Source organism: Desulfatibacillum aliphaticivorans DSM 15576 (assembly GCF_000429905.1).
Classification (GTDB): Bacteria; Desulfobacterota; Desulfobacteria; order Desulfobacterales; family Desulfatibacillaceae; genus Desulfatibacillum; species Desulfatibacillum aliphaticivorans.
Window position 1 is genome coordinate 91973 of record NZ_AUCT01000021.1, and the last position, 24335, is coordinate 116307.

The following is a 24335-nucleotide window of genomic DNA, read 5'->3' on the forward strand; positions in this document are numbered from 1 at the left end:
TATGGAAGAGGGTAAGCTGGGCAAGGCTTACGACCTCAATTTGCTGAAAAGGCTTTGGCCCTACGGCAAGCCCTACCTGCGCATAATCTTCATCGCCCTGATTGTGAGCGTGGGCATCACCATTTTCACCCTGGCTACGCCTTACGTCTCCAAAATGGCCATTGACCGGTACATCATAGCCTCATGGTACAAGGTCCAGGCCGGAGATGTCGAGCAGCAGGCGATTGTGAAAAAATACGCCGCTTTTTTCCAGCCAGGCGCCCGGGATGAAGAACGGTTTATCTCCCACACCAATACACGCAAGCTGGACCCCATGGACCTGAACGTCCTGGAAACCGGCGGCGTCCTGGCGGAAACCTATTATAAAATTCCGCCCACCGCCAAGACCCTGCCCATCCTCGAGAAGCTGGAAAGCTCCTCCATTAAGGCAAAGGACGGGGACTGGTTCACGCCCACGATTCTGGTCAACAGCCTGCCTGCCGGAGAAATGGCGGCGCTGCGCGCCCGGGACCTGACCGGCGTGATGAACCTGGGCCTGCTATTGCTGGTGTTGGCCGCCGGCGCTTTTTACTTGGGATACCTGGAGTACAACCTCCTTGAAAAAGCCGGGCAGAACATCATGGCCGACATGCGCCTGGCCTTGTTCACCCACATTCAATCCCAGTCGCTCAGCTTTTTCGACAAGCATCCCGTGGGCAGACTGGTCACCCGGGCCACCAACGATATTGAAAACCTGAACGAAATGTTCAAGTCGGTCCTGGTGACCGTGTTCAAGGACATGTTCCTACTCCTGGGCATCATCGTGGTCATGGCCTACATGGATTGGCGGCTGGCTTTGGTCTGCTACGCTTTGATTCCCGTGGTGGTGATCTGCGCCTTTGTGTTCAGCGCCCTGGCTCGAGACGCCTTTCGCCAGTTGCGCGCCACGGTGTCGGCCATCAACTCGTTTTGCCAGGAGCGATTCGCCGCCATGGCCGCCATCCAGCTTTATGCGGTGGAAGCCCATCAAATGGCCCGGTTCGAAAAGATCAACGAACAAAATTATCTGGCCGGAATGCGGCAGGTGCGGGTCTTCGGCGTGTTTCTGCCGGTCATGGAATTCCTTTCCCACCTGGGATTGGCCATCATCATCTGGTACGGCGGCAGCCGCGTTCTGGGCGAGCAGGCCACTCTTGGAACGGTGGTGGCGTTTATCAGCTATCTGCGCACGTTTTTTCGGCCTCTTCGGGATATTGCGGAAAAATACAACATCATGCAGGCGGCCATGGCCTCTTCCGAACGCATCTTTGAGTTCATGGACGAGGATCAAACCCTGGACCTTGCCGAAAATCCAATAGCCGTAAAAGATGTAAAAGGCGACGCCGCGTTTGATGACGTGAGCTTCTGCTACGAGGCGGACAAACCCATTTTGCAGGACATCAACTTCAGCGCCAAACCCGGCGAGATGATCGCCCTGGTGGGCAGGACCGGCTCGGGCAAGACCACGCTCATGCACTTGTTGTTCCGGTTCTACGATCCGGCGACCGGCCGGATACGGCTGGAGAACAAAGACCTGCGCGACTGGGACCTGAAAGCCCTCAGAAGCCACATGGCTTTGATTCAGCAGGACGTGTTTTTGTTCGCGGGAAGCATCCGGGACAACATCACCCTGGGCGATCCGGAAATTACGGAAGAAAAAATAGCCTCAGCCCTGGAGCAGGCCGAAGCCGGATTTGTGTACAACCTGGAAAAAGGCCTGGATCACCACATTGCGGAGCGGGGAATCAACCTTTCCGCTGGGGAGTGCCAGCTATTATCATTCGCCCGGGCCCTGGCCTATAACACGGAAATCCTCATCCTGGACGAAGCCACCTCCAGCGTGGACCCCCAGACAGAGCGGGCCATCCAGAAAGCCATCCTGAAGATCGCGGGAAAACGCACCACCCTGGTGGTGGCGCACCGCTTGTCCACCGTGGAACGAGCGGACAACATCCTGGTTGTGCGCCAGGGCCGGATTGTGGAAACCGGAACCCACCAGCAACTCATGGAAAAGCAGGGCCACTACTACAAACTCCGCCAGGTGCTTTCCAATTAACGGTCCTGAGGATGGGACTTCCATTCTAAAAATTGGCAGTGAGTGAAATTTTTAAGGTGTGTTCAAAGACTTTGCTTATGATATTCGCAAGGTATCTCGCGTTCTGTCGAGGGGGAGGCTTGCATTGGAAATAAAACAGAGAGCAAAACAGATTGTTAAAAAAATATGGGAGGAGTTCGGTCAGATAAGTATTCCTGATAGAATTACAGAGGATACGCCATGTCGTGATCAGGAGCGAGAGCAAATCGAAGTTCAATTCGGCGGCCTTGGTAGGGATGACATGTCGGAAGAGGATGTATCAATGATGCTTATAGACAGCGCCCTCATCCTTCCGGAAGCATATCTATATTTTCTTCCAAGATTAGTGAATGATGTTTTATTGTCAGACGCCGACATATACTTTCTTACACCGCAAATTGAATCATTACTTGGAGTTGATTGGTTAGAACCAGCGCAAAAGCATGCCTTACACCAATTATTGGAATTACTAATCAACGTTGAAGAGCATTATGAGGAATATTATTTCGGGCGTTCCCTATAATCATAACATTCAAAAAATATCCAAGGCTTTGGCGATTATGCCCCAGCTTGCGATAATGTTTTCGCTGTTGCGCAGATTGGTGAACACGTAGTCCCAGGAGATATTGGACCCATCCGCAATGGCCTTGTTGTGCCGGAAGATGCCTGATGAGGTGTAAGCCTCGGTCATAGCCTGGATGCTTGAGATAGCCCAAAGCTCCGCCGGTTCGCCCGCTTTGGCCTGCTGGTCAATCATTATATTCACCCAGAACTTGGCCGATTCCATGGACGAAATCAGGCCGCTGCCGCCGGATATTTCCACAAACCCGGCTGCGTCTCCCAATAGCACCACGCCTGCTTTGGGGATAACTTCTTCCATGGGGCCGCCCATGGGCAGCATGGTGGCCTCCACAAGATCCGCCGACGCTTCCGCCAGGATATCGCCCATCACCGGGTGGCGGCTGGTCGCTTGCTCAAAAACCTGGAGCAGGTCATCCGGGCCCGGCAATTTGTAGCCCAGTTTGAGCGCGGCCCTGGCCATTACCGCCAGCCCAACTTCGCAGCTCGATCCCTCCCGGGGAAATAGAAAAGCCAGGGCGGGAGGAAAATTCGGGGCGAAATCCATGGAGCCCTCGGGAAGAAAGAAAAACTTAAAGCCCGGAGAGTCAAAGCGAGCGTTGCTGAACTTGGATTTTACGATGGGATAGTTGATGCCCGTATAATCCACGCCCAATTTTCGGCCTATCAGGCTGCCGTGGCCGTCGCTGGCGAAGACCACATCGGCTGCAGCTGAGGCTTCACTCCCATCCGCGTCGAGATACTTCACCCCGGTTACTCTGCCTGACTCCATTGTGAGGTCGATGACTTCCGCGCCCAGTTTCAGGTCGATGCTCAATTCCTGAACTTGTTTTTGGAAGGCCTGCATCCATTCATGCCATTCAAAGGTGAGGTTGGGAACCTTCATGTCCAGGACGATGGGGTCGACCTCACGGGGCAGGGGGGCAAAATACTCTATGATGGTTGTGGAGGCGATGGTCAGCGAATCCATCACCCCTTCCCCCAGCACCTCGTCCAATATGGGCCGATGCCGCAGGGTTTCCCCCCTGGGATGCAGATCCAGAGAGCTCTTTTTTTCAATAAGCAGGCAGCGTTTGCCCTGCCGGGCCGCCAGTATGGCCCCGGTGAGCCCCGCCGGTCCTGCGCCCACAAAGATGAAGTCGTATACCATGGATATTCCTTAACAATTTTTGGGGACGTCTCTCAAAAACTCAATAAGTCCTTATAGGGCTCACTCCTTGCTCACATCCTCGTTGGGAACGCCGAGCCTGGGCAGGCCGCCGCCTGCGCTAATCGCCTTTTTGCCCCAGGCAGACGGGTCGGCGGCGTAATCGTACAGAGCCAGGGTGGTCGCGACTCCCAAGTCCCGGATGTCGTCCTGGGTCAGCCAATGATCCATGCCGCCTTTGCTGTACACCGTCTCGATGGTGATGGCCAGGCAGTCGTCCCCCATGTTGGCCCACCACCAGGATTCGGGATAGTATTTGGTCACAAAGCTGCTCCCGCCCTCGGCCGGAGGCGCGGAAAAGAATCCATATTCCTGCGTGATTAAATGAATCAGGTACAGGGATTTTTTCCAGAGCGAAATTTCTTTCGCCGTGTAGGTTGCGGGATCATCTCCAAAGTGGGGGTAGGCGAAAGCCGGCGTGTCCACGGGCGAGTTGGAGGAGTGGAGGTTGAATCCCACCATGCCGGTGAGATAATCCGCGTTTTGGGCCAGTTCAGCCATTTTTTGATTGAGCAGTCGGCATTCCACGGGCGAGTCTTCCGTGAGATACAGCGGATCGGCGTCGTCCCTGTACCACATGACCTCGAAGTTCCGGCTGAAAAGATCAGTGCGGTAATTACCTTTGATCACCCCGTCGATGTTGTGCATGGGCGCCACGAAAAAAACCAAGTGTTTGGCCGCATCCAAACCCGCGTCCAGGTCGGCCAGAAACTGGTTGATCATGCCTTCCAGCATGTAAGACGAGGCGGTTTCCGCAGGATGGGAGCGGGCGTGTATCCACACGGCCCGTTTCAACGAGTCGTCCACGGAAGGATCTTCAATTTTGATAAAGGGGATGTCGGCGCCGTATCCGCTGGTCCGCCCCAAGGTCGTTATCGTCGTCCATGGGCTGGCTTCTATCTGGTCCAGGTAGGCGTACATATCCCACGTGGTGTAGGGGTAAAACCTTGCCACGTATACGGGGGACTGGACGAACCGGTCTGTTGCGATTTCCAGAAAGCAGTCTTCAATGCCTTCATCGCAGGCGTCGCTGGCCGTGACCTCGGTTTCGTCGAACCGATGCCATGTGATTTTATCGTAGGAAAAAACCGGGGCGTAATAATAGGCCCACCCCCGGTTTTTGAGGGTGAGCTTGACTTCCGTGCCCGGATTGAAATCCTCTACTTTGATGTACCACCAATTCCGGTAGGAATCGGGCAGATCGGCGTTCCCGTTGTCAGCGGCCAGGTAGATATCCCAGTTCTGGGGCGCATTGCGGACAACGCGGCCGATGGCGCCGGATTCAAAGTCTGTGGAAACGCCCGTGTACTTTTCCTTTTCAACAGTCTGGGCGGAGTCGGAATCGTCGCACGCAGAAGCCGACAACAGGCATAACAAGCAAAATAAGGCGGTTAAAAGGCGGGTCTTTGGCACGGTCACTCCATGTAGCGCTGATGAATTTGTTTACACTTATGAAGCGACAATAACCTCCCCGCCGTATTTTTTCAAGTAGATACCGGTTAAAGGCCTTGCCTTAACCAGCAGCTATTATCTGGGCCGCCCGATCCGTCTGGTTGGGTATCAGGTCGGCGGGCACTTTGGGCTTGCCCAGTTTTTTGAAAACCTGATACCTGGCGCAATTGGTGTTGTCTCCCTGGCAAAGGCGTTTTTTCATGCTTTGAGCCACAGCGGTCATGCTGCTGGCCATTTTGCTATTGAAGAAGGGGCATCCAGCCAAACATTCACAATCAGCCATTTCTATCTCCTTAATAATAGGTTTTTAATGTGTTACAGAAAAAATGGATGTTTCATCCTCACAAATTATTTGACGTTTGGATGCCTATTCTTCGGTAAGATACGTGCGGAACTTGAGAATAAAAATCAACTGAAATTACGGCTGCGGCTTCTTTAGGGATTGATACAGGGTTTTGCAATAATCCTGGAACGGGGCTTCCGTGCGCTCTCTGGGACGGGGCAGGCGCACCCGAATTTCTTTGGCGATCATGCCGGGATCCTTTTGCATGACAAGAATCCGGTCCGCCAGGGCCACGGCTTCGTCTATATCGTGGGTGATGAAAATGATGGTGTGATGAAACTGATTCCACAGGGAGAGCAGCAAATCCTGCATCTCCTCCCTGGTTTGGGCGTCCAGGGCGCCGAAAGGCTCGTCCATCAGCAGGATGCGGGGCTGCAGAATTAGAACCCTCGCCAGGGACACCCGTTTTTTCATGCCTCCTGAAATTTCCCGGGGCAGGTAGTCTCCAAAAGGCGTCAAACCCACAAGGTCCAGGAAATGGTTGGTCTTTTCGCGTTTTTTCCTTTTGGAAAGGCCTTTCACGCCAAAGGCGATGTTCTCCTTAACGGTGAGCCAGGGGAACAAGGTGTCTTCCTGAAAAACCACGCAACGGTCCGGCCCCGATTCGGTGATGGGCTTTTCTTCCAGCAAGGCTTTGCCTGCGCTGGGCTTTTCAAAACCGGCGAGCACATTCAGCAACGTGGTCTTGCCACAGCCGCTGGGCCCTAATACGCACAGGAATTCGCCTTCCGCAACCTGAAAATTGACGTTCTGCAGGACGGTCATGGGGCCGTCCCCGGTTTTAAACACTTTGGATAGTTTACTAACCTGAAGAACGGGCGTGGCCTGAAGTTCTTTTTTATGCCCGGGTATGAGTTTAAGCTGCGTGGTCATGCAAGCCTCCTGGCGCTTTTAAAGCAAAGCCGGAACACCCCGGATAACAACAGGTCCGACGTACGCCCCAATAAGGCGATGAGCACGATTCCCACAATAATAATGTCTATCCGGCCCAGCATGCGTGCGTCCATGATGACGGCGCCCAGGCCGTTGGGCACGCCGGTCAGTTCCCCCAGCACCAGATAGGCCCAGGAAATCCCCAGGCCAAGGCGGAGTCCGGCCAGGATGCTCGGCATGGCGCCGGGGAGCAATATGGAGAACACCGCATTCATGCGCCGGACGCCCATCATGGCTCCCGCCTGAAAAAGCAGGGGCGAAACCTGCCGGGCGCCTACGGCGGTATTGATGTAAATAGGAAAGAAAGCCGCCAAGGCGACTAAAAACAAGGTGGTCTTATAGCCGATCCCGAACCAGACCATGGCCAGGGGCAGCCAGCAAATGCCGGGGATGGCCCTCAGGGCGTTGATGGAGGAAGAAAGGATTTTTTGCATAGCGTCCACCCTGCCGGACAACACCCCCAGTGGAATGCCAAACAGGGCAGCCAGAGAGAAGCCGGCAAGCACCCTGCCGCAGCTCACCCAGGCGTCCATCCAAAAACGGCCCGCGTACGGCCCCTCGCCGGGCGTTCCAAAAGCATATATAACCCCGGCTTCCCCCACCTGCCGCGGGGAGGGCATAAGATAGGCCGGGATGATTTCAAATCGGCTGACCAAAAACCAGCCCAGAAAAAACAGCGCCGGAAGAATCCAGGGGATGAAGCTGCTCATCCAACCGTTCGGCTTGTTAAAGGTCATGGCGAAACCATCTTAGGCGTCAAGGTTTGGGGTAGCCTTCATCCTTCAGGCGATTGACAAAGGTCAGGTCGAAAAGAGCGTCGTAATCAGGCTGCTTTTGGATGACTCCCAAGGCCTGCATACGCTCTCCCAGGGCCTTTGCCCTGTTTACAAAATCCGGGTCCATATCCCAGGCTATCTCCATGTTAGGGGCGGCCTTTTCCAGAATGTTCAAGGGAGTCCCAAAGGTGGAGGCTTTTTTCAGCCATTGATCCTGATGCTGGTTTAAATAATCCGTAGCCTTGGCGTGGGCTTTGACCAGCTTGAACACCAACTCTGGATTCTTTTCGATGGCGTCCAGGCGCACCAGCATGCCGGCATTGATGGACCCCACGGTATCTCCGTAATAAGGATAAGCCAGAATGCGTCCGTATCCCTTGTCCACGGCCAAAGCCGGGAAAGGCTCGCCGGAAAGGAACGCGTCTATGCCGCCTCCGGCCAGGGCCGTGCCCATGTCGAAAAAGTCCACCCTGAGCAATTGCACATCCTTGATGGGAGAAAGGCCGTGGCGCGTCAGGGTTTCCCGCAACAATATTTCGTGCATGGTGCCCGGTACGTAGCCGATGCGCTTGCCTTTCAGGTCTTCCACCTTTTGAATGGGGCCGTCCTTCTTGACCACCAGAGCGGAGCATTTATTGCAAAGAGCCGCAACCACCACCACCGGCTGTCCTTGAGACGCCGAATGAATGGCGTGCGCCAGGGTGGTTCCGCACATATCCAGGCTTTTGGCCAGCAAAGCGGTTTTTTGGTCCGCCGGATTGGTGAAGGAAAAGACCTTAACCTGGTCGCCTTCCGGAACGTAATCCTGATAATAAAAAGGCTGGATGGTCTGGGCGGTCTTCCAGGTTCCGATTTTGTACTCCCGGGCGGAAGCCGGGGCGGCCGTCAAAGCGAGAGCGGCGGCGGCAATCACAAGCAGACTCTTTTTAAACATATCGACGCTAATCTTCCTTATCAAAAAACGTTGGATGGCAGGTCGGGATCAAGGCCCATTTCCCAATGAATGGCCTTGCACCGGTCTATTCCGTTGCCCCGGCCCTGGCCGGTTTCCGCTTCCCTGTCCCGGGGGCTGGCCCCCACTTCCGGGAAGAAAAGGTTCGCCCCGGCCATGAGCGAGGCCGTGTGGGGCTCGTGCGTGCAATGGGCTTTGGGAACGTCCGCCATGACAAGCCTGCTGACGGCCACCATGCGGGCCATTTCCCGTTCCGTAATCATGCCGAATTTTTCCATGGGAGATCCGGGGAAGTTAATCCTGCGCATAATCCCGCTGTAGGCGGCTTTGTGCTTTTTGGCCAGAAACATGAGGTCCACGATCTCCTCATGGCTGTGTTCCGGACCCACGGGCTCCACGCAGTTCGCCCAACTCAGTCCCACGTCGGAAAAAACCTGAATGGTGGCGATGCGCTTTTCCCTCTTGAACGGCGTGTCCCGGCCTTCTCCCAGCCGCACCGCATGGTAAGCTCCCTGGAATCCGGCTTCCAGCAAGGCTTCGCCTTCCTTGTGGGTGATGTCCCTGGTATTGGCCACAAGCGGGGTGGACACGGTCTTTTTAAGCAGCCTGCCGATTTCCAAAAGCCGTTTAAAACCGTATGTGCCTGTGGTCATGAGATTCAAGCCGTCGGCGCCGTCTTTTTCAGCCGACTTGGCCCAGGCAATAACTTGCTCTTCGCTGAATTCGATTTTTTCCTGAAACACGTCGGCCTTTTGAGTAAGAGAGCAAAACAGGCAGTTATACGGGCACTGCTCTACGTTCAGGCCTATATGAAAATGGTTTTCTCCCTTTTTTCCAAAGGTTTTTCTGGATACAGCGTCGGCCGTCTGCATCAAAGCGTAAACTTCCGGACTTTCCAAGGGAAGCGCCATTAAGTCCAGGGCTTCCTGAGTCGTTAAATCCTCCAGATTTTCGCCCTTTTTCAGGATATCTTCAATAGCCGGTTTTAATTTCCAGGTCATACACACTCCCGGCGGAAAAGTCCGCCAATATGATAAGGATTCGCGATAAGATTTTCGCAAAACCTACCTGCTATGGATCGGGCCGTCAAGGGCGGGTTATTTGATTTTCTTAAAGCCGCATAACAATCCGCCCGCAAAGGCATATAGGGCCCCCTTGAACCCCGCTCCTCCGGCCCCTTCATTGGAAGCGCCGTATTGCGGGCTTCTTTCCCGTTCGATTTTCGCCGGCAAATTTTTTTGAAACCATTTCTTCAACTGAGCCCGGTTCCAATAGGTTATGGGCGACGGGGCCGGTTTAACCCGGCCTTCCAAAGTTTCCTTTGGTTTGTATAGGATGTCCAAAACGTGATGCGTCGGGGTATGCCGGCCCAAAAACAAAGCGCACCCCGCGCAATAAGTGACTAATGGCCGCCCCTGGATATCCTTTACCCGGAGTTCAGACCATTTTTTCGCCAGATCCGGGGCAATGCAAGGCACGGCCCCGCCTTCCCCGCAGCACATGGTTTTTTTTCGCTCGCGGCGTTGGCGGGAGATTTCCAGCCCTTTTTTCTGCAGGATGCTGCGGGCCGATTCATGGACCGCGTTTTCGTTTCGCAACGGGCAGGGATCATGGACGCAAACCTCGCCTGAGACGTTCTCCGCGTGCGGCAGACCTTTTTCGTCAAGAAGCGTATAAACCATCTCGGTTTCCAGGCCGTCGCCGTACGTGGAAAACACTTTGAAGCAGTTGGGGCATGCGCAAAGGACTTTTTGGATCCCGTTGTCCAGCAAATAGGATCGCAATTCCCCGAACATTTCCCGGAAAAAATCCGTTCTCCCCAAATCGTGGGAAGGCTTGCAGCAGCAATCCATCACAATGCCAAGGTTGGGAATAAACTGTTGCATATGCAGAAAAAGGAGTTTGACGATTTCCGGCCGGGACCCGGGGATATTACATCCGGGAAAAAAAATCGTGTCGCAGCCCTGGGGCAGAGCGTACCAGGTAAAGCGCGGCGAAGTTCCCTGCGCTTCATAATTTCGAAGAACTCCGTGCCTTTTGTCGTCGCCAAGGTCTGCGTTCGCCTGCCGGCGGGCTTGGAAAAACATGCCGGATGGGTCGCACCCCTGGGGGCACAGCGTGGTGCATAGGCCGCATAAGCTGCATTCATAGGCCATAGACAAGTTGGCGGCGGAAGCGTTAGCCAATTCTTTGGCCAACTGGCCGGGGGAGCCGTATTTTTGTAGAAAAGCGCAGTTTTTTAGGCACGCGCCGCAATCGTTGCAAAGGTCGTTTACTTGTTTTAGGGCTGAAGGCAGATCCCGTTCAAGCGGAGAGAGCTTACGTTCCATTCTAATCATTTCCAGGTGCGCGTCGTTTTTCATGGTTGCCATTTGCTTGCTTGTATGTACAATGACCAACGGACATTAACTTATAGTCCACAGGGGGGGCGTACGCAAATACAAACATATGATACCCGCGAGGCTTGATATAGATACAATCTATGTTCATCCGCTTGGCTCTTTTCCCATAAAGAGGAACAATCCGTGAAGACTCTTGCTCATTACCATCCTGAAAAGTTCACCAAAAACGGAGATATAGAAATTGCCTATGATGCGTTTGGAGATCCCCAGGCAAAACCCTTATTGCTGATCATGGGGTTTGCGGACCAGATGATCACCTGGCACGAAAAGTTGTGCCGGGTTTTGGCTGACAGCGGTTTTTTTGTGATCCGGTTCGACAATCGGGACATAGGACGGTCCACCTGGCTGGAAGATGAAGGGGCTCCAAACATCCCCTTGCTGGTTCTTAAAAGACTCCTCGGCTTGCCCGTAAAAACTCCGTACACCCTGAAAGACATGGCTCTGGACGCCCTGGCCGTTTTGGACGCCTTGGACTTGGAAAGCGCTCACGTCATGGGCGCCTCCATGGGCGGGATGATCGGCCAGGCCCTGGCCTTGGATTATCCCGAACGGGTTCGGACCCTGGTGTCCCTGATTTCCGCTCCCGATATTCTTCCCAATAAAAACGTGCTCAAAGGCATGGGCAAGGACATCGGCGACTGGATTGCGGGAAGGGATTCGGATTTCCAGACCCTTTCCCCGTCTCCGGCTGTCTTCCCCTTTTTGTTGAACCCCATGCCCACGGACAGGGAAGGCTTTGTGGATTTTTACGTAGGCCTGAATCTGACCGTAAACGGGAAGGGCGCGCCTTTGAACCTGGAAGAAAGCAGGAGGCACGCCCAGGAATTGTATGACCGGGGCTTGTGCCCTAACGGCGCATTAAGGCAGTTGGCAGGCATCCTGGCCAGCCCATCCAGAAATCAAAGGCTTAAAAGCCTGAAAACGCCGACCTTGGTGATACACGGCGCCAAAGATCCGTTGATTCCGGTGCGCCTTGGCATGGAAACCGCCCGGCTGATCCCGGGAGCGCGTTTAAAGATTATCAAGAATATGGGGCATTGGCTGCCGTTGCCGGTTTGGGGGGAATTGCTGGGGGCTTTGGAAAATTTTTGGGACTCGTGTGCCTCCGGGCCTTTTATTTTAACTGATTGAATGTCAAGGCGTATTAATTGCTTTTAGTGAAAATGCGTGAATAATGGCGCCCTTATCTTGACCCATGGTCGGTATGCTGGCATAATTCCCCCTGCTCATCAATTGAGGCTCTCCAGGGTCTTCATCAAGCCGATAAGCAGCTATTCGCAACGTCCCCAAGGAAGGTTTTTTCGTGGAACGAGAAATTGCCATTACAAGGATATCATTAAATCGGCCGGTAACAACCATCGTGCTTGTGCTTGCCGCTATATTTTTTGGTTTTTACTCTTACAGGAATATGGGGCTGGAACTCTATCCCAATGTGGATATCCCCGTGGTGAGCGTGTCCACGATCCTGACCGGCGCCAGCCCGGAGATTATAGACCGGGACGTCACCGACGTTCTGGAAGAGCAGTTAAACACGATTGAAGGCATCAAGAATCTCACCTCCAGCAGCTATGAAGGCCGCTCGGTAATCGTCATAGAATTCGTCCTGGAACGGGATATTGACGCTGCTGCAGCCGACGTGCGCGCCAAGGTGAATCTCGCCCAGTATTATCTGCCAAACGACTGTGAAGACCCCATTGTAAGCAAGCTGGACGTGGGCGCCTTCCCGGTCATGAATATTGCCGTGAAAGGCGGAGAAGACTACCGAACCAGGAGCCACTTTGTGGACAAGGTTGTCAAACCCCGTCTTCAGACGTTGTCCGGCGTGGGAAGCGTGGATTTGGTCGGGTTTAGAGACCGTGAAATACGCGTTTGGCTGAAGCCGGCCGACCTGGAAGCCCAGGGATTGACCGCCTCGGATGTGGCCGGAGCCCTTGCCCGGCGGCACCTGGAGTTGCCCGGCGGCCGCATAGAAAACGACACTCAGGAACTCAGCATCAGGGTGGAAGGCGAGTACGCCACCGTCGAAGGCCTTAGCCAGTTGGTGGTCAAAGAAAGCCTGGACGGCCGCTTGGTGCGGCTGCGCGACGTAGCAAAAGTGGAGGACGGATTCGAGGATGTTCGTACGGGATCCTATCTCAACGGCTCTCCCGTCATCACGGTGCAGGTGAAAAAGCAGCCGGGCGTCAATGAGGTTCAGGTATGCAACAGCGTAAAGGAAGTCCTGAAGGATCTGCGCTCAATAGCTCCCGCCGGCATAGAAATGATAATAAGCTCCGACACCTCGGACTTCATCAGCCGTTCCATGAACGGCGTGGAAAATGATCTCATGATCGGCGTGGTGCTGACAGCCCTGCTGATGTTCGTATTTTTGCGGAGCATTCGGGTCACGCTTGTGGCCATTATTTCCATCCCCACATGCCTGATAAGCACCTTTCTGATATGCAACGCCCTGGGCTTTACGGTGAACAACTTGACCATGCTGGCCATGAGTCTGGCTGTCGGCATGGTTGTCGACAACACCATTGTCGTTATAGAAAATATTTTTCGGCACCTCGAACAAGGAAAGCCCGTGCGCCAGGCGGCTCTTGTGGGGGCCGGCCAGGTGGGCTTTGCCGTGCTGGCCGGAACAGCCACCACCCTGGCGGTTTTTGTACCGGTGGCCACCATGAAAGGCGTCATTGGCCGTTTTTTCTTTTCCTTCGGCATGACGATCGCCGGGGCCATGCTGATTTCTCTCCTGGTTTCCCTGACCCTGACGCCGTTTATGGCGTCTCATCTCATGAAGCAGCAAACCAGCGAAGGAACGTTTTCCAAGATATTGGACTTGCCTATGAAGGCCCTGGAGGCCCTGTACCGAAGGGTTTTGGGCTGGGCCGTGCGATTTCGGTTTGTTACCATTCTTATTGCTTTGCTAACCTTCGCCGCCGGAATCATGATGGCAAAGCAACTGGGTATGGATTTCGCCCCGGAAGAAGATCAGGGAGAAACCACCTTGCAGTACGAACTGCCTATCGGGACTTCCGTGGAGGAATCCGCCCGCATGACCAGGGAGCTATCCGCCATAGTGCAGGAGCAGCCGGAGGTCACCCTGGTGCTGGCCACCTTCGGCGGCGGTTCGGGCGAGGAAATCCACAAAGGAAACCTATACATTCGGTTGGTCGGGCGGAAGGAGCGTTCCGTAAGCGTGGCCCAGTTCGAGGAAAGACTTCGCGATCTGTTTGCAGGGTATCGGGACGTCATATTCCAAATCCAGCAGGGCGGCGGCGGCCCTGGAAGCTCGGACGCCGAACAGTCCATCCAGGCGGACAGCTTGGAGGATTTGGCCAGAGTGACTGAAGCCATGGTCGAAGACCTCAAAAAGGCGCCCGGCCTGGTAGACGTAAACAGCGACCTGCGGCTTACCAAACCCATGGTGAAAATCCATATTAACCGGGGACTGACCGACTCCCTGGGTGTGGATGTGAAGGACATCGCCAATGAGGTCAACACCTACTTCGGCGGGACGGACGCATCGGTTTTTAAAAGCGAGGGCAATCGCTACGACATTAATTTGAAGGGCGCGCCGGAAGACCGTCTGGTCGCGGACGACATCGGACGGATCACCGTCAAAACATCAACCGGCGACACGGTTCGTTTGGGCGCTATGGTGGATGTGGAAACCACCGTGGGGCCAAATGTGATCAAACGCTACAACAGGCGATACTCCGCCTCGGTTTACGCCAACGTCCAGGAGGGGTACTCCACAAAACAAGCGACCGACGATATCCAGGCGGCCTTTGACAGGCACGCCCCAAGCGATAAAAGCATGGCCACCGTGATTACGGGAAACGCTCAAATGATGATGGAGAGCATGGGCTATTTGGTGGAAGCCATCATCATAGCCCTGATTATAGTTTACATAGTCATGGCTATTCAGTTTGAATCATTTCTTAATCCCTTGGTCGTGATGTTCTCTTTGCCCCTGGCCTTTAGCGGGGTGTTCGGCTTGATCTGGATTACGGGCGGAACCATCAACATCATGAGCATGATAGGCATGATTCTATTGGTGGGCATTGTTGTGAACAACGCCATTTTACTGGTGGACTTCGCCAACCAGCGAAGGGAGCGGGGCCTGGGGCCTGTAGAGGCCATGCTGGAGGCCGGCCCGTTGAGGTTGCGGCCCATCATCATGACCGCCGCGTCCACCATGATAAGCTCCCTGCCCATCGCCCTGGCTCTGAGCGAGGGGTCGGAATTCCGGCAGCCTATGTCCCTGGCGGTCATTGGGGGCCTCTTTACCTCCACGGTTTTGACTTTGGTCGTCATTCCAGTGGGATATATTTGGGTGGAGAATATTTCGAGCGGGGCTGGGCGTCTGTACAACAAGTTGTTCACGCGAAAGAAATCGCAGCCCGAGCCGGCTGAGTTGGTGGAAACGCCCCCTGATTCCGAGGAAAAGTAGGAGCTTTATACGTGGATAATATATTGAAAAAAATAGGGCTTTGCATGGGCGTCTTGCTTTTGGGCGCAACATCCCCGGGTTTTGCCCAGGAAACGGAAAGCCAGGCGCCCCCTCCATCCAAGCTGGGGCTGATCGAGGTCATGGAGCTGGCTGCGTCCCAAAGCCTGAACGTTCTATCCGCGACTCAGGATCGGGACGTTGCCAAAGGAAGAATTCGGGAGGCTTACGCCAATGCCTTGCCGGTTATCAACGGCGGTACGGAGCTCCTTTATGTCTCCGACTCCATTTCCAGGGGGGAAAACGAGCAAGCCACCGCCTCGGTGTCGCTCAATCAGCCCTTGTTCCGAGCCGGCAGCATCGCAGCAGGCATCCGAGCGGCTAAACTCTATGAAGATTATTCCGAAAAGAGCATAGAATCCGCAAGGCTGGAAGCCGTGCGCGCGGCTTGCATCCGTTATTACGACGTGTTGCTGGCCCGGGCGGATTTGCAGGCCGTCAGCGAAACCCTGGACCTTTCCAAATACAACCTGGACGTGGTCACCGGCAGAAAAGCCCAGGGGACCGCCACCAACCTGGATGTGATCCGCGCCCGGGAGCAAATGAGCAACAATCAAGCTGATTTATTGTCCGCCAAAAACGCCCTGTCCATTGCCAAGATGCGGCTGTTCACAGTCCTCAGGCTATCTCCGGACTCTCTCATAGCCGTTGAGGGAGAGCTTTGTTTTGTTAAAGAACCGGAGCTTGAGGGCGCTCCCTTGGATATCGCCATGGAGCACAGGCCGGATTTGAAAGTGCTCAAAACCCAAGTGGCCATGCAGGATGAAAACATCATTGCAACCCGGTCGGACCGGCTCCTTTCCGTGGACGCCGTGGGCAAGTACAGCTTTGTAAAACCCGAAAGCCCTTTGTACGATGACTGGACCGAGGAATATTACGGCGGCGTGGTTTTTACCTTGCCCATTTTTGAGGGCCGGCGCGTCAGCGGAAGGATGATTCAGGAAAAAGCCATCCGCAATCAATACCAGTACGCCGTGGACCAGAAAAACGACGACATTCGTCTGGAAGTGAACGAGGCCCTGGACAATCTCAAAGCAGCGGCTCAGGTTGTGAAAGCCCGGGAAACCAGCGTGCTGCAGGCGCAAGAAGCCCTTCGGCTCGCCCAAAGCGGATACGAGCACGGAGTAAACGAGCAGCTTGACGTGCTCAACGCCCAGGTGACTTTTGCGGAAAGCCGCCTGAACTACTCCCGGGCCGTGTATAATCATAATATTTACCGCATTGACCTGAAGCGCGCCACAGGCGTTTTATTGAAAGAAATCAACCAGACCAATGAAAATAATTGAAAGAGCTGATCAGGCGACGTGGAGGCAAGGGGGCTTGACCATGAATAAAAAAAGTAGAATCCATGCTGTTACCACAGGGGTGGCCGTCCTGTGCTGCCTATTCGGTTTCATGGCCTGCAAACCCCAGGATAAATCCAAGGAGGCGGCCTCCGAAACGGTGCAGGAAATCAAAAAGACGGTAGTGACCACCGTGGCGCCTAAAAGGGTTCCCGTGTTTTACAGCGGCATGCAGGAGAACGGAACCATTGAGGCCGTAGAACAGGTGACCGTAAAATCCAAGGTCAGCGGCAGGTTGGAGCAAATGCTGGTCCACCAGGGGGATGTGGTGGAAGCCGGTCAAACCGTGGCGTTGGTGGAGCACAAGAGCATCCAGGCCCGCCTGGAAAGCGCCAAGGCCGACCTGGTTGTTTCCCAAGCTCAACTGGCGCAGGCGAAAGTCACTCTGGCCGATGCTCAAAAAGAAGCGGACCGCTATGAAAAGCTGTTCAAAGACGGATATTGCACGGAGCAGCAGCTTACGCAAAGAAGAACCACGCTTCGGACTGCACAGGCGGGACTGGCCGTCTCTCAAGCGAACATCGCCAAAAATAAAGCCTCCATTGGAGAGATTATGGTGGATTTGGACGAGGCGACCATAAAGGCCCCCATTGCAGGCGTGATTTCCGATGATTTTTCCCATACCCCCGGTGAAATGATCGATAAGGACACCCTTATTGTGGAAGTGGTCGGCATGGACCGGTTATACGCCAGGGTGAACGTGGCCGAGCAATACGTCCATAGAATCTCCAAAGGCATGAAAGTGTTCATCTCGCTGCTGGGAGACAAAAAAGGGCCTTATGAAGGATCTGTGTGGCGCATTCAACCCACCGTGGACACGGCCACGCGCACAACAAGGGTTGACGCCCTGGCCAACGACTCGTCCGCCATGAGGCCCGGCATGTTCGTCACCGTGTTTTTTGCCGAAGAAAAAATGGAAAACCCCGTAGTGCTGCCTATGGACGCTGTAAAAAGATCGAACGGAGACCATTTTATTTGGTTGATGATAGGCGACAAGGCCAAACGATTAATCGTAAGGCCGGGGCTAAAAAACGGCAATGAAACGGCGATTGAGGATGTCATCCCCGAAGGCGCCCGCGTTATTATCACCGGCGGGGACAACCTTAAGGATGGAGACCTGGTTGTGGAGGCGAATCATCAGGCTGCGGCTTCGTCCTGATTGGCTTCTATTCCAAAGTAAAATAGTCCTCATAAGCCTGGGCCAGGGTCTTGGGGTTTACCTGCTCCAAAACCGGCAGCTCAGCCATGATGCGAACCTTGCCGTATCGCTCTATGGCCGTGCGGTTGGAGGCTACGGAGGGGCCGTTCAGCACAACCCCCAGGATATTAAGGCCTTGATTTCTTAATTGCTCCAAAGTCAAAAGGGTGTTGTTGATCGCTCCCCGGCCGTTTTTGCAGACAAGGATGACAGGGTAGTTGAGCCTGGACATCAGGTCCAACATAAAATGGTTCTCGTTCAAAGGAACCATGACGCCGCCCACGCCTTCCACGATCAAGCGCTCCAGGGATCCCAGATAAGGCACCCAAAACTGATTCAGGTCAATGGTTACATTTTCCATGGCCGCTGATGCATGAGGGGGAAGAGGCGCTTTCAGGCGGTAGGTTTCAGGGTAAAAGCGCGTTTCGGATAAACCGGTGACTTTGCAAATCCATTGGGAGTCAGTAAGTTCTTCCGCGCCGCTTTGTAGAGGCTTCCAGTATCCGCTGTTGGGGAGGCCGGCCATTAAAATGGCTGCCACCGTGGTTTTTCCGACGCCCGAATCCGTCCCGGTAATAAACACCCGGTCTGGAAAGTTGTTTTTGGCCATGTAATTTAAATCCGCTCTTGATTTTAGTGCATTTGTCTTGGAAATTTTCATGCCCGGCTCCCAGGCCGCTTTCAAGCAGAAGAACAAAGCAGACCACGGAGTTTTTGTCAATTGCGGCATAGAACGTTTTGTGGATAACGGGGCCAACCCGTTGAATATTTGGGCCATGATGCATTTTTTTCGAAAAAGCTCCTTTTTCCCCAATGCCATTCTGGCATGCTTGTCCATTTTGCTGGCCCTTGCCGGGGCTGAGTTTTGCCTGAGGCTGCTGGGGCATGAGCCCGGATACATCGCCAGGTACGACGTCGGCCTGGCTAAAGTGGATAAGCTGCAATCGGTTAAAGCCAAGTGGTTCACGGACTCGGAAGGCGTCTGGCGGGCGAATCCCGATTTTGACTGGCCGGAAAACCATATCAACTCCGAAGGGTTTCGCAGCAGGGAGTTCGTGGAAGATAATTCGGGGCAGCCCAAGGTTTTGTTTTTAGGGGATTCGTTCACATGGGGCGTCGCCGCCTGGCCCGAGAACGAGTCTTTTGCGGACCTGGTGGGAAGGGAAGGCTTTACGGTCTATAACACGGGCGTTCCCGGAGCGGATCCCAACCAATACGCGTATTTGGCCGAAAAATACGTCCCCCGCCTGCACCCGGATTACACGGCGGTCATGTTCTTTATGGGCAATGATTTTGTGCGGCCCAAACCCATGCTTCCGGGCAAGAACCTCCATCACATAACCAATGCCGGCTGGATGTACGCCTTTGACGACCAGGGCAATTACATGGCTTCGCCTCAACAGGCCTACGCCTATTGGAAAAGGCACAGCAACTGGCTGGAAGCCCCTGACAGGCCGGACCTGCCGGACAATCCCGTAAAATCCGTTTTTTGTAAAACCGTGATCGGCTCCTACGCCTGGTATTACACCTCTCCCGCCCTGGTTTGGGCGGGCCGCAAGATGGGGTATGATTTTCCGGTTAGCGAGGGAGTCTGGAACAAGCCGGGGCCTCACACCATCCAGTCCCTCCAACGCATCAAGGATGTGTGCGATCAATACGAATCGCAGTTTTTGCTGTTTATCATTCCGGTGGACCCGGAAATGGAAAACGAAAATAATAGCCTGGGCGAGAACCTCAACTATTTACGGGCATTTTCTCCGCTAACGCCCGGCTATATCAGCCCGGACATGTACAACAAAAAAAGCTGTCATCACCTGAACAACCACGGGCACAGGCTCTATGCGGACTTTATTCTGGAAAAATTGGCTGAAAAGCAAAACGAAAATAGGGATATTTCCTCCGGTGTTAATAAGTGACTAATTGCAGGATAAGTTAGTAACCAAAGGGTGTTGGATGAACCTGCGCGCATGCTCTCTTCCGGAGTAACGAATTTTCATAAAGGGAAGTGCATGGAATTTTGTAAAATAACATCAAACGCAGAAGCGCCCAGCAAACATCCTGAATTTAAATAAAATACCTCTGCCTGAAGGGTAGGGCGGACGGTTCTGCGTCAGGATCTAACCGCTTTATGGATAGGCGCTGAGATATGCGGCATCGCCTGCCTTAATCCCATGCTCTTACTTGCAGGTTCATCCGACAGCCTTTTGAGTGCAATCCCGAAAATTGAGATGGCGCCATCGGATAAGATGGCCCGAATTTAAAAAGTCTGGAATAAAAGATCCCACCAGCCTTTGAATTCCTTGGTTTGATTCGCGGCGTCCGTTGTCTGGCACTCTGTAAGCGCATGATGAAACGCTTCATCGAACTCGCCGGGAGTAAAGTCCAGGTTTTCCTCTTCCAAGATTTTCTGAATCTCATCGGGGTTTGACGCCCTGTTTAAGCGGGCCCGCAGTTCGCTGTCTATTAGGCCTCTTTTTATAAATTTTTGTGCATTTGCCACGGTCATTGCTTTTCTTCCTTATGTCTTGATCAGGCAGGCTGTCCATATCCCGCATAGATCGTACCACAACTTTTTGGTCGGCGGCTTGAAAAAAGCCAAATAATTGCCCAAAAAAAATTCAAAAATTGAATCGTCTGCTATGGATATTCAGAATTATTGAATTTGTTTTTGCCAAGAAGAAAAAAATAGTTTATCACATTACATGACGGCTTATATAGGCGAAAGTCGTTAACCGGGCGGCGGTTTCCAGCCCGGGCTGCACTTCTTTATTTGCAACTTCAACAAGACATTCAATTTTTACCCCAAAACTCAACCAAGACGCTTTGGCTTTTCCTACTCAACCCTGCAACTTTCCAAGACCTGATAAAGGGGGGCGCTATGACCGACAATTTTTATAAACCCATGACGGCAGAGGACAAACTGCGCTACAACACGCTGAACAAAGAAAACGTGGACTTTCTCATGGAGCGGTACAACCGGGTCAACCGTTTGGTGATCGCAGACATGATCCGCCGCAGCGCGTACCACTATCCGGACAAGGCCGCCGTGGTTTTCGGAGACAAAACGCTGACCTACGCTCAACTGGAAGAGGCCGCCAACCGCACGGCCAACGCCCTGGCCGATCTGGGGGTGAAAAAATACGACCGGGTGGCCATCCTGGCTCACAACACCATCCACCACGTCCTCACCTGGCTGGGATGCTGCAAGATCGGCGCGGTCTACCTGGCCATCAATTATCTTTTAAAGGGCAAGGACGTGACCTATTGCATCGACCATTCGGAATCCAAGGTCTTTATCGTGGAAGACGCCCTCTACCCGCTGGTGGAAGACGTTCTGGACGACATGAAGACGGTGGATACTTTTATCTGGTCGGACGATTTCGCCGGACAAGGCCCTCCCAGCGACCGGTTCAAGGATTTTGAATCCTGGTACAGCGCCTATCCCGCAACCGAGCCGGACGTGATCCTGCGGATCGAAGATCCCTGCCAGATGACCTATACCAGCGGCACGGAATCCCTGCCCAAAGGCGTGATCATATCCAACCAGGCCTTGATCGCCCAATACATGGGCGCCATCATCGACGGCAGGTACGACACCAACGACATCAACGTAAACGCCCTCCCCATCTATCATTGCGCCGCCCGGGACGTTTTTATGAATCCCGTATTCTGGGTGGGAGGCACCAACGTGCTTATGGCGCCGGACCTGGGCGAAGTGCTTGCAACCATCGACAAATACCGGGCCACCATGTTCTTCGCCCCGCCAACAGTCTGGATAGGGCTTTTGCGGCACCCGGATTTTGACAAGTACGACCTCTCCTGCCTGACCAAATGCTACTACGGCGCTTCCATCATGCCGGTTGAAGTGTTGAAGGAAATCCTGGAGCGCTTCCCCGACGCGGGAGTCTACAATTACTACGGCCAGACCGAGCTGGCGCCTTACCACACTGTCCTGAAGGCGGAAGACGCATTGGGCAAACTGGGATCGGCCGGCATGGCGGGCCTGAACATGGAAAGCCGGCTGGAGGACGAGTTCGGCGAGACCATCACGGAATTGGGCGCTCCCGGCGAAATATGCGGTAAAGGCCCCCACGCCATGATCATGTATTTCAAGGAGCCGGAAAAGACGGAAGACGCCATGAAGGGCGGCTGGTTCCATTCCGGAGACATCGGCGTTCTGGACGAAGACCGTTATATTTCGGTTGTGGACCGTAAAAAGGACATGATCAAGACCGGCGGAGAAAACGTTTCCACCCGGGAAGTGGAGGAAGTGGTCTACCTGGACAAACGGGTGGAGGAAGTGGCGGTCATCGGCGTGGAGCACGCCAAATGGGTGGAGGCGGTCACGGCCGTGGTGGTCCCCCGGGCCGGCGAAACCATCGCCGAGGATGAAATCATGGATCTGTGCAAGGAGCACCTGGCGCCTTTCAAGACGCCCAAACGGGTGATCATCGTGGACGCCCTGCCCAAGACGCCCACCGGCAAAATCCTGAAACGCGACATGCGCCAGCAATACAAGGATATTTTTAAAGGGGCCTAACAACACATAGAACCCAATGGGGGCGTCCATGAATTTTTTCGTGGCCGCCCTTTTTTTTTACGCGGAAGACACGGAAATCAAGGAATTTAATTCGCAAGACTCCCGCCCCCCAGCTAAATTAATCATTATTAGAACACTATTTTAAGTTTAAATAACGATATTTAGTATACATTCCAACGTTCCAGCCCTTGATTATTAGGAATCATTTGGATATTATGACAGGGGTGTTGTGAAGCAACTTATTGGCGCAAAATAAAAGGCGTCAAATATAGAAATTCCACCGAATGAAGAAAGCCCTGCTGCCATGATGCATTTGTTTAAAAGTTTGAATGAAAAAATGTTCCTCCCGGCTGTTTTGACCGTGTTTGTCCTGCCTCTTAACGCGGCGAACGCCGCAAGCCAGGGAGACGCCCTGCAAACCGTGTTTCGGGATGGGGCGCCGGGGTTCAACTCTTTTTCCGGGTTTTATTTACAAATGACCTTGGCCATTGTTGCGCTGTCCGTTGTGCTGAAGGTCTTCCGCACTATTCAGGAAGGTCGGAATAACGAGCCATTGGAAGGGATGTCCCACGCAGCCAACTGGGCGACCCTGCTCTTGCTTTCGTCTTTAGAGCTGTTTTACGCCCTGACCATGGGCAAAGACGCCGCGTGGTTTTGCAACCCTTACAAGGCGGGCTGGCTGTGGTTCATACCCGGCTTTGTGATTTTCGCCTGGGTCGTGTACAATCAACTCATGTGCCTGGCCAATATTTTAGCGGATTTACAGCATCATTCCCAGGCGGAGTTTTCGTGGAAACCCGGCTTGTACTCCTGGGCGGGAGGACTTGTATGCCTGGTTATCTGCCAGTTCTTCTATCAATCCGGGATGCCGGCGGTTATGGGCCTCATCCTTCTCGCCCAGCTTGTGCAAGCGGGCGTTATTTTCAAGAATGCGGCGCCTGCAGGCGGATTGGCGCAAGCGGTTATCTTCATCCTTGTGTATTTAATCGGAACCTTTGCCATGGCCTTTTTGTTGATACATTTTTCGGCCATGCTGGTTTTTGCTGCCGTAGCCGCCATCGCGTTTATGGTTTTAGGCTCCGGCGACGGCAGCTACACCGTTAAAAAGCGTGAAAGACCAAAGGAAAAATGCCCCTATTGCGGCGCCTCTAAAAACATGGACGGAACCTATAACTGCACCTGCCTGTACGTGAGGCGAAAAGCCTTCAAGGACTAAGGGCCAATCAAATCAAGGAGGATCGTTGATCGGTCTTCCTGGGGGGACAAACTCTCTGAGGCATCTCGTAAAAACTCAATCAGCAGCACTGCTGCTTATTGAGTTTTTGAAAGGATCTCCCATTAAGCAATGGCATAAAATGCCCTTTGCGCGATCTATGTCGATTTTTTAAGCTCCTTCTTTGAGAGAAATGTTTAAAGCCCACTGCAATAATAACTCACAACCTGTTTTATTTCAAATAGTTACGTAATAAGGCGTGTATTAATGCACGCTTTTATACACGCGTGCATAAAACCATAACACGCGTGCATAAATTAATCGGGAAGTGTGTAGACGGCGCCCCGCCTTTCTCCTGTCTGCCTTACTAATTTCTTTTCTTTTAGCCTTTTCAAAAGCCTGTAAGCTTGATTCGGATTCAAATGACACAGGTCCGCCGCCTCCGCTCTTTTTATTTCGCCATGTTTTTCAATGTAACTTAACACCATCTGTTCCTGCTGGATGGGCTCAAAACCAGCCTGCCGGATGTAATCCGCCTTTTGCCCAATTTTTCGATAAACTTTTGCACTTAACGTGTATGTGCGCCCTCTTCCGGTCCCATGGGCTTCCACGAGTCCGGCCTCCACCAATTTTTCCAGAGCGGTGCGGGTGGCCTGTTCTGACTTCTGGGTGTCAGGCGTCAGGTCCATGGTCGCAAGCCGCCTTTCATGCCTCAACCGGAAATAATTATAGACATCTCCATGATCACTTTGTAAATTACAGAACTCAGCAAAAGCAAACCACATATATTAACAATCTATTAAGATT

20 protein-coding genes are annotated in these 24335 nt (G+C 53.5%); 9 read left to right on the forward strand and 11 right to left on the reverse strand.

All coding sequences use genetic code 11. The annotated features are described in order from the left end of the window. Window position 1: 1 nt before the first annotated feature. Both G491_RS31380 and G491_RS0118135 read left to right on the forward strand, forming a co-directional pair. Window positions 2–2074, forward strand: coding sequence for an ABC transporter ATP-binding protein (locus G491_RS31380; protein WP_051327360.1), 2073 nt, complete (start codon window positions 2–4; stop codon window positions 2072–2074). Between the two features lie 124 nt (window positions 2075–2198). Next, window positions 2199–2615: a hypothetical protein gene (locus G491_RS0118135; protein WP_028315594.1), complete on the forward strand. Its 417-nt coding sequence runs from the start codon at window positions 2199–2201 to the stop codon at window positions 2613–2615. Between the two features lie 9 nt (window positions 2616–2624). Here the strand turns inward: G491_RS0118135 and G491_RS0118140 are convergent, their stop codons facing one another. From G491_RS0118140 to G491_RS31385, 8 genes are all read right to left on the reverse strand, one after another. After that, complete coding sequence (locus tag G491_RS0118140) at window positions 2625–3821, reverse strand: FAD-dependent monooxygenase (RefSeq protein WP_028315595.1); 1197 nt, start codon at window positions 3819–3821, stop codon at window positions 2625–2627. 60 nt (window positions 3822–3881) lie between these two features. After that, on the reverse strand, window positions 3882–5291 hold the full coding sequence (locus G491_RS0118145) for a M14-type cytosolic carboxypeptidase (protein ID WP_028315596.1): 1410 nt from the start codon (window positions 5289–5291) through the stop codon (window positions 3882–3884). A 100-nt stretch (window positions 5292–5391) separates the two neighbouring features. Then, the gene (locus G491_RS0118150) at window positions 5392–5613 is read right to left on the reverse strand and encodes a ParB N-terminal domain-containing protein (RefSeq protein WP_028315597.1); all 222 of its coding nucleotides are present in this window, start codon (window positions 5611–5613) and stop codon (window positions 5392–5394) included. A gap of 135 nt (window positions 5614–5748) precedes the next feature. Continuing rightward, a complete protein-coding gene (locus G491_RS0118155) occupies window positions 5749–6546 on the reverse strand; it encodes an ABC transporter ATP-binding protein (protein ID WP_028315598.1) in 798 nt (265 codons plus the stop codon). After that, a complete protein-coding gene (locus G491_RS0118160; RefSeq protein ID WP_028315599.1) occupies window positions 6543–7343 on the reverse strand; it encodes an ABC transporter permease in 801 nt (266 codons plus the stop codon). The genes G491_RS0118155 and G491_RS0118160 overlap by 4 nt, the downstream gene beginning before the upstream one ends. A 19-nt stretch (window positions 7344–7362) precedes the next feature. Beyond that, a complete protein-coding gene (locus G491_RS0118165) occupies window positions 7363–8316 on the reverse strand; it encodes an ABC transporter substrate-binding protein (protein ID WP_028315600.1) in 954 nt (317 codons plus the stop codon). A gap of 20 nt (window positions 8317–8336) precedes the next feature. Beyond that, a complete protein-coding gene (locus G491_RS0118170) occupies window positions 8337–9335 on the reverse strand; it encodes a biotin synthase BioB (RefSeq protein ID WP_028315601.1) in 999 nt (332 codons plus the stop codon). Window positions 9336–9431: 96 nt separating this feature from the next. Further along, window positions 9432–10697 (reverse strand): (Fe-S)-binding protein, encoded by a 1266-nt coding sequence (locus G491_RS31385; protein WP_169829466.1) that lies wholly within the window; start codon window positions 10695–10697, stop codon window positions 9432–9434. 162 nt (window positions 10698–10859) lie between these two features. Here G491_RS31385 and G491_RS31390 point away from each other — a divergent pair, with 162 nt between their 5' ends. The 4 genes from G491_RS31390 to G491_RS0118195 all read left to right on the forward strand — a co-directional run bounded on the left by G491_RS31390 (window position 10860) and on the right by G491_RS0118195 (window position 17736). Then, window positions 10860–11867 carry an alpha/beta fold hydrolase gene (locus G491_RS31390; protein WP_051327362.1) on the forward strand — a complete coding sequence of 336 codons (1008 nt, stop codon included), beginning with the start codon at window positions 10860–10862 and terminating at the stop codon, window positions 11865–11867. A 172-nt stretch (window positions 11868–12039) separates the two neighbouring features. Beyond that, the gene (locus tag G491_RS0118185; protein ID WP_028315602.1) at window positions 12040–15177 is read left to right on the forward strand and encodes an efflux RND transporter permease subunit; all 3138 of its coding nucleotides are present in this window, start codon (window positions 12040–12042) and stop codon (window positions 15175–15177) included. Window positions 15178–15188: 11 nt separating this feature from the next. Further along, window positions 15189–16520, forward strand: a complete 1332-nt coding sequence (locus tag G491_RS0118190) for a TolC family protein (RefSeq protein ID WP_028315603.1) — start codon at window positions 15189–15191, stop codon at window positions 16518–16520. A 40-nt stretch (window positions 16521–16560) separates the two neighbouring features. Next, window positions 16561–17736 carry an efflux RND transporter periplasmic adaptor subunit gene (locus G491_RS0118195; RefSeq protein ID WP_028315604.1) on the forward strand — a complete coding sequence of 392 codons (1176 nt, stop codon included), beginning with the start codon at window positions 16561–16563 and terminating at the stop codon, window positions 17734–17736. Between the two features lie 7 nt (window positions 17737–17743). Here G491_RS0118195 and bioD read toward each other — a convergent pair whose 3' ends face one another. Continuing rightward, the gene (gene bioD, locus G491_RS0118200) at window positions 17744–18436 is read right to left on the reverse strand and encodes a dethiobiotin synthase (protein WP_051327363.1); all 693 of its coding nucleotides are present in this window, start codon (window positions 18434–18436) and stop codon (window positions 17744–17746) included. Between bioD and G491_RS0118205 the strand changes: the two genes are divergently transcribed. Beyond that, on the forward strand, window positions 18435–19691 hold the full coding sequence (locus tag G491_RS0118205) for an SGNH/GDSL hydrolase family protein (protein ID WP_028315605.1): 1257 nt from the start codon (window positions 18435–18437) through the stop codon (window positions 19689–19691). The two genes, bioD and G491_RS0118205, sit on opposite strands and share 2 nt — an antisense overlap. A 341-nt stretch (window positions 19692–20032) precedes the next feature. Here the strand turns inward: G491_RS0118205 and G491_RS0118210 are convergent, their stop codons facing one another. Beyond that, window positions 20033–20281 (reverse strand): Nif11-like leader peptide family natural product precursor, encoded by a 249-nt coding sequence (locus G491_RS0118210; RefSeq protein ID WP_028315606.1) that lies wholly within the window; start codon window positions 20279–20281, stop codon window positions 20033–20035. Window positions 20282–20653: 372 nt separating this feature from the next. On the opposite strand from G491_RS0118210, the gene G491_RS0118215 reads away from it, so the two are divergent. Then, window positions 20654–22315: an acyl-CoA synthetase gene (locus tag G491_RS0118215; protein WP_028315607.1), complete on the forward strand. Its 1662-nt coding sequence runs from the start codon at window positions 20654–20656 to the stop codon at window positions 22313–22315. A gap of 304 nt (window positions 22316–22619) precedes the next feature. Then, on the forward strand, window positions 22620–23531 hold the full coding sequence (locus G491_RS34165; RefSeq protein ID WP_051327364.1) for a hypothetical protein: 912 nt from the start codon (window positions 22620–22622) through the stop codon (window positions 23529–23531). 314 nt (window positions 23532–23845) lie between these two features. Here G491_RS34165 and G491_RS0118230 read toward each other — a convergent pair whose 3' ends face one another. Further along, complete coding sequence (locus tag G491_RS0118230; protein WP_157468380.1) at window positions 23846–24313, reverse strand: DNA glycosylase AlkZ-like family protein; 468 nt, start codon at window positions 24311–24313, stop codon at window positions 23846–23848. Window positions 24314–24335 lie beyond the last annotated feature (22 nt).

Bases quoted from the DNA above. Each gene is read 5' to 3' on its own strand.
- G491_RS0118215 (WP_028315607.1), top strand. From the start codon at position 20,654: ATGACCGACAATTTTTATAAACCCATGACGGCAGAGGACAAACTGCGC.
- G491_RS0118155 (WP_028315598.1), bottom strand. From the start codon at position 6,546: ATGACCACGCAGCTTAAACTCATACCCGGGCATAAAAAAGAACTTCAG.
- bioD (WP_051327363.1), bottom strand. From the start codon at position 18,436: ATGAAAATTTCCAAGACAAATGCACTAAAATCAAGAGCGGATTTAAAT.
- G491_RS0118210 (WP_028315606.1), bottom strand. From the start codon at position 20,281: ATGACCGTGGCAAATGCACAAAAATTTATAAAAAGAGGCCTAATAGAC.
- G491_RS0118230 (WP_157468380.1), bottom strand. From the start codon at position 24,313: ATGTGGTTTGCTTTTGCTGAGTTCTGTAATTTACAAAGTGATCATGGA.
- G491_RS0118165 (WP_028315600.1), bottom strand. From the start codon at position 8,316: ATGTTTAAAAAGAGTCTGCTTGTGATTGCCGCCGCCGCTCTCGCTTTG.
- G491_RS0118140 (WP_028315595.1), bottom strand. From the start codon at position 3,821: ATGGTATACGACTTCATCTTTGTGGGCGCAGGACCGGCGGGGCTCACC.
- G491_RS0118205 (WP_028315605.1), top strand. From the start codon at position 18,435: ATGCCCGGCTCCCAGGCCGCTTTCAAGCAGAAGAACAAAGCAGACCAC.
- G491_RS0118195 (WP_028315604.1), top strand. From the start codon at position 16,561: ATGAATAAAAAAAGTAGAATCCATGCTGTTACCACAGGGGTGGCCGTC.
- G491_RS0118170 (WP_028315601.1), bottom strand. From the start codon at position 9,335: ATGACCTGGAAATTAAAACCGGCTATTGAAGATATCCTGAAAAAGGGC.
- G491_RS34165 (WP_051327364.1), top strand. From the start codon at position 22,620: ATGATGCATTTGTTTAAAAGTTTGAATGAAAAAATGTTCCTCCCGGCT.
- G491_RS0118160 (WP_028315599.1), bottom strand. From the start codon at position 7,343: ATGACCTTTAACAAGCCGAACGGTTGGATGAGCAGCTTCATCCCCTGG.
- G491_RS0118150 (WP_028315597.1), bottom strand. From the start codon at position 5,613: ATGGCTGATTGTGAATGTTTGGCTGGATGCCCCTTCTTCAATAGCAAA.
- G491_RS31380 (WP_051327360.1), top strand. From the start codon at position 2: ATGGAAGAGGGTAAGCTGGGCAAGGCTTACGACCTCAATTTGCTGAAA.
- G491_RS31385 (WP_169829466.1), bottom strand. From the start codon at position 10,697: ATGAAAAACGACGCGCACCTGGAAATGATTAGAATGGAACGTAAGCTC.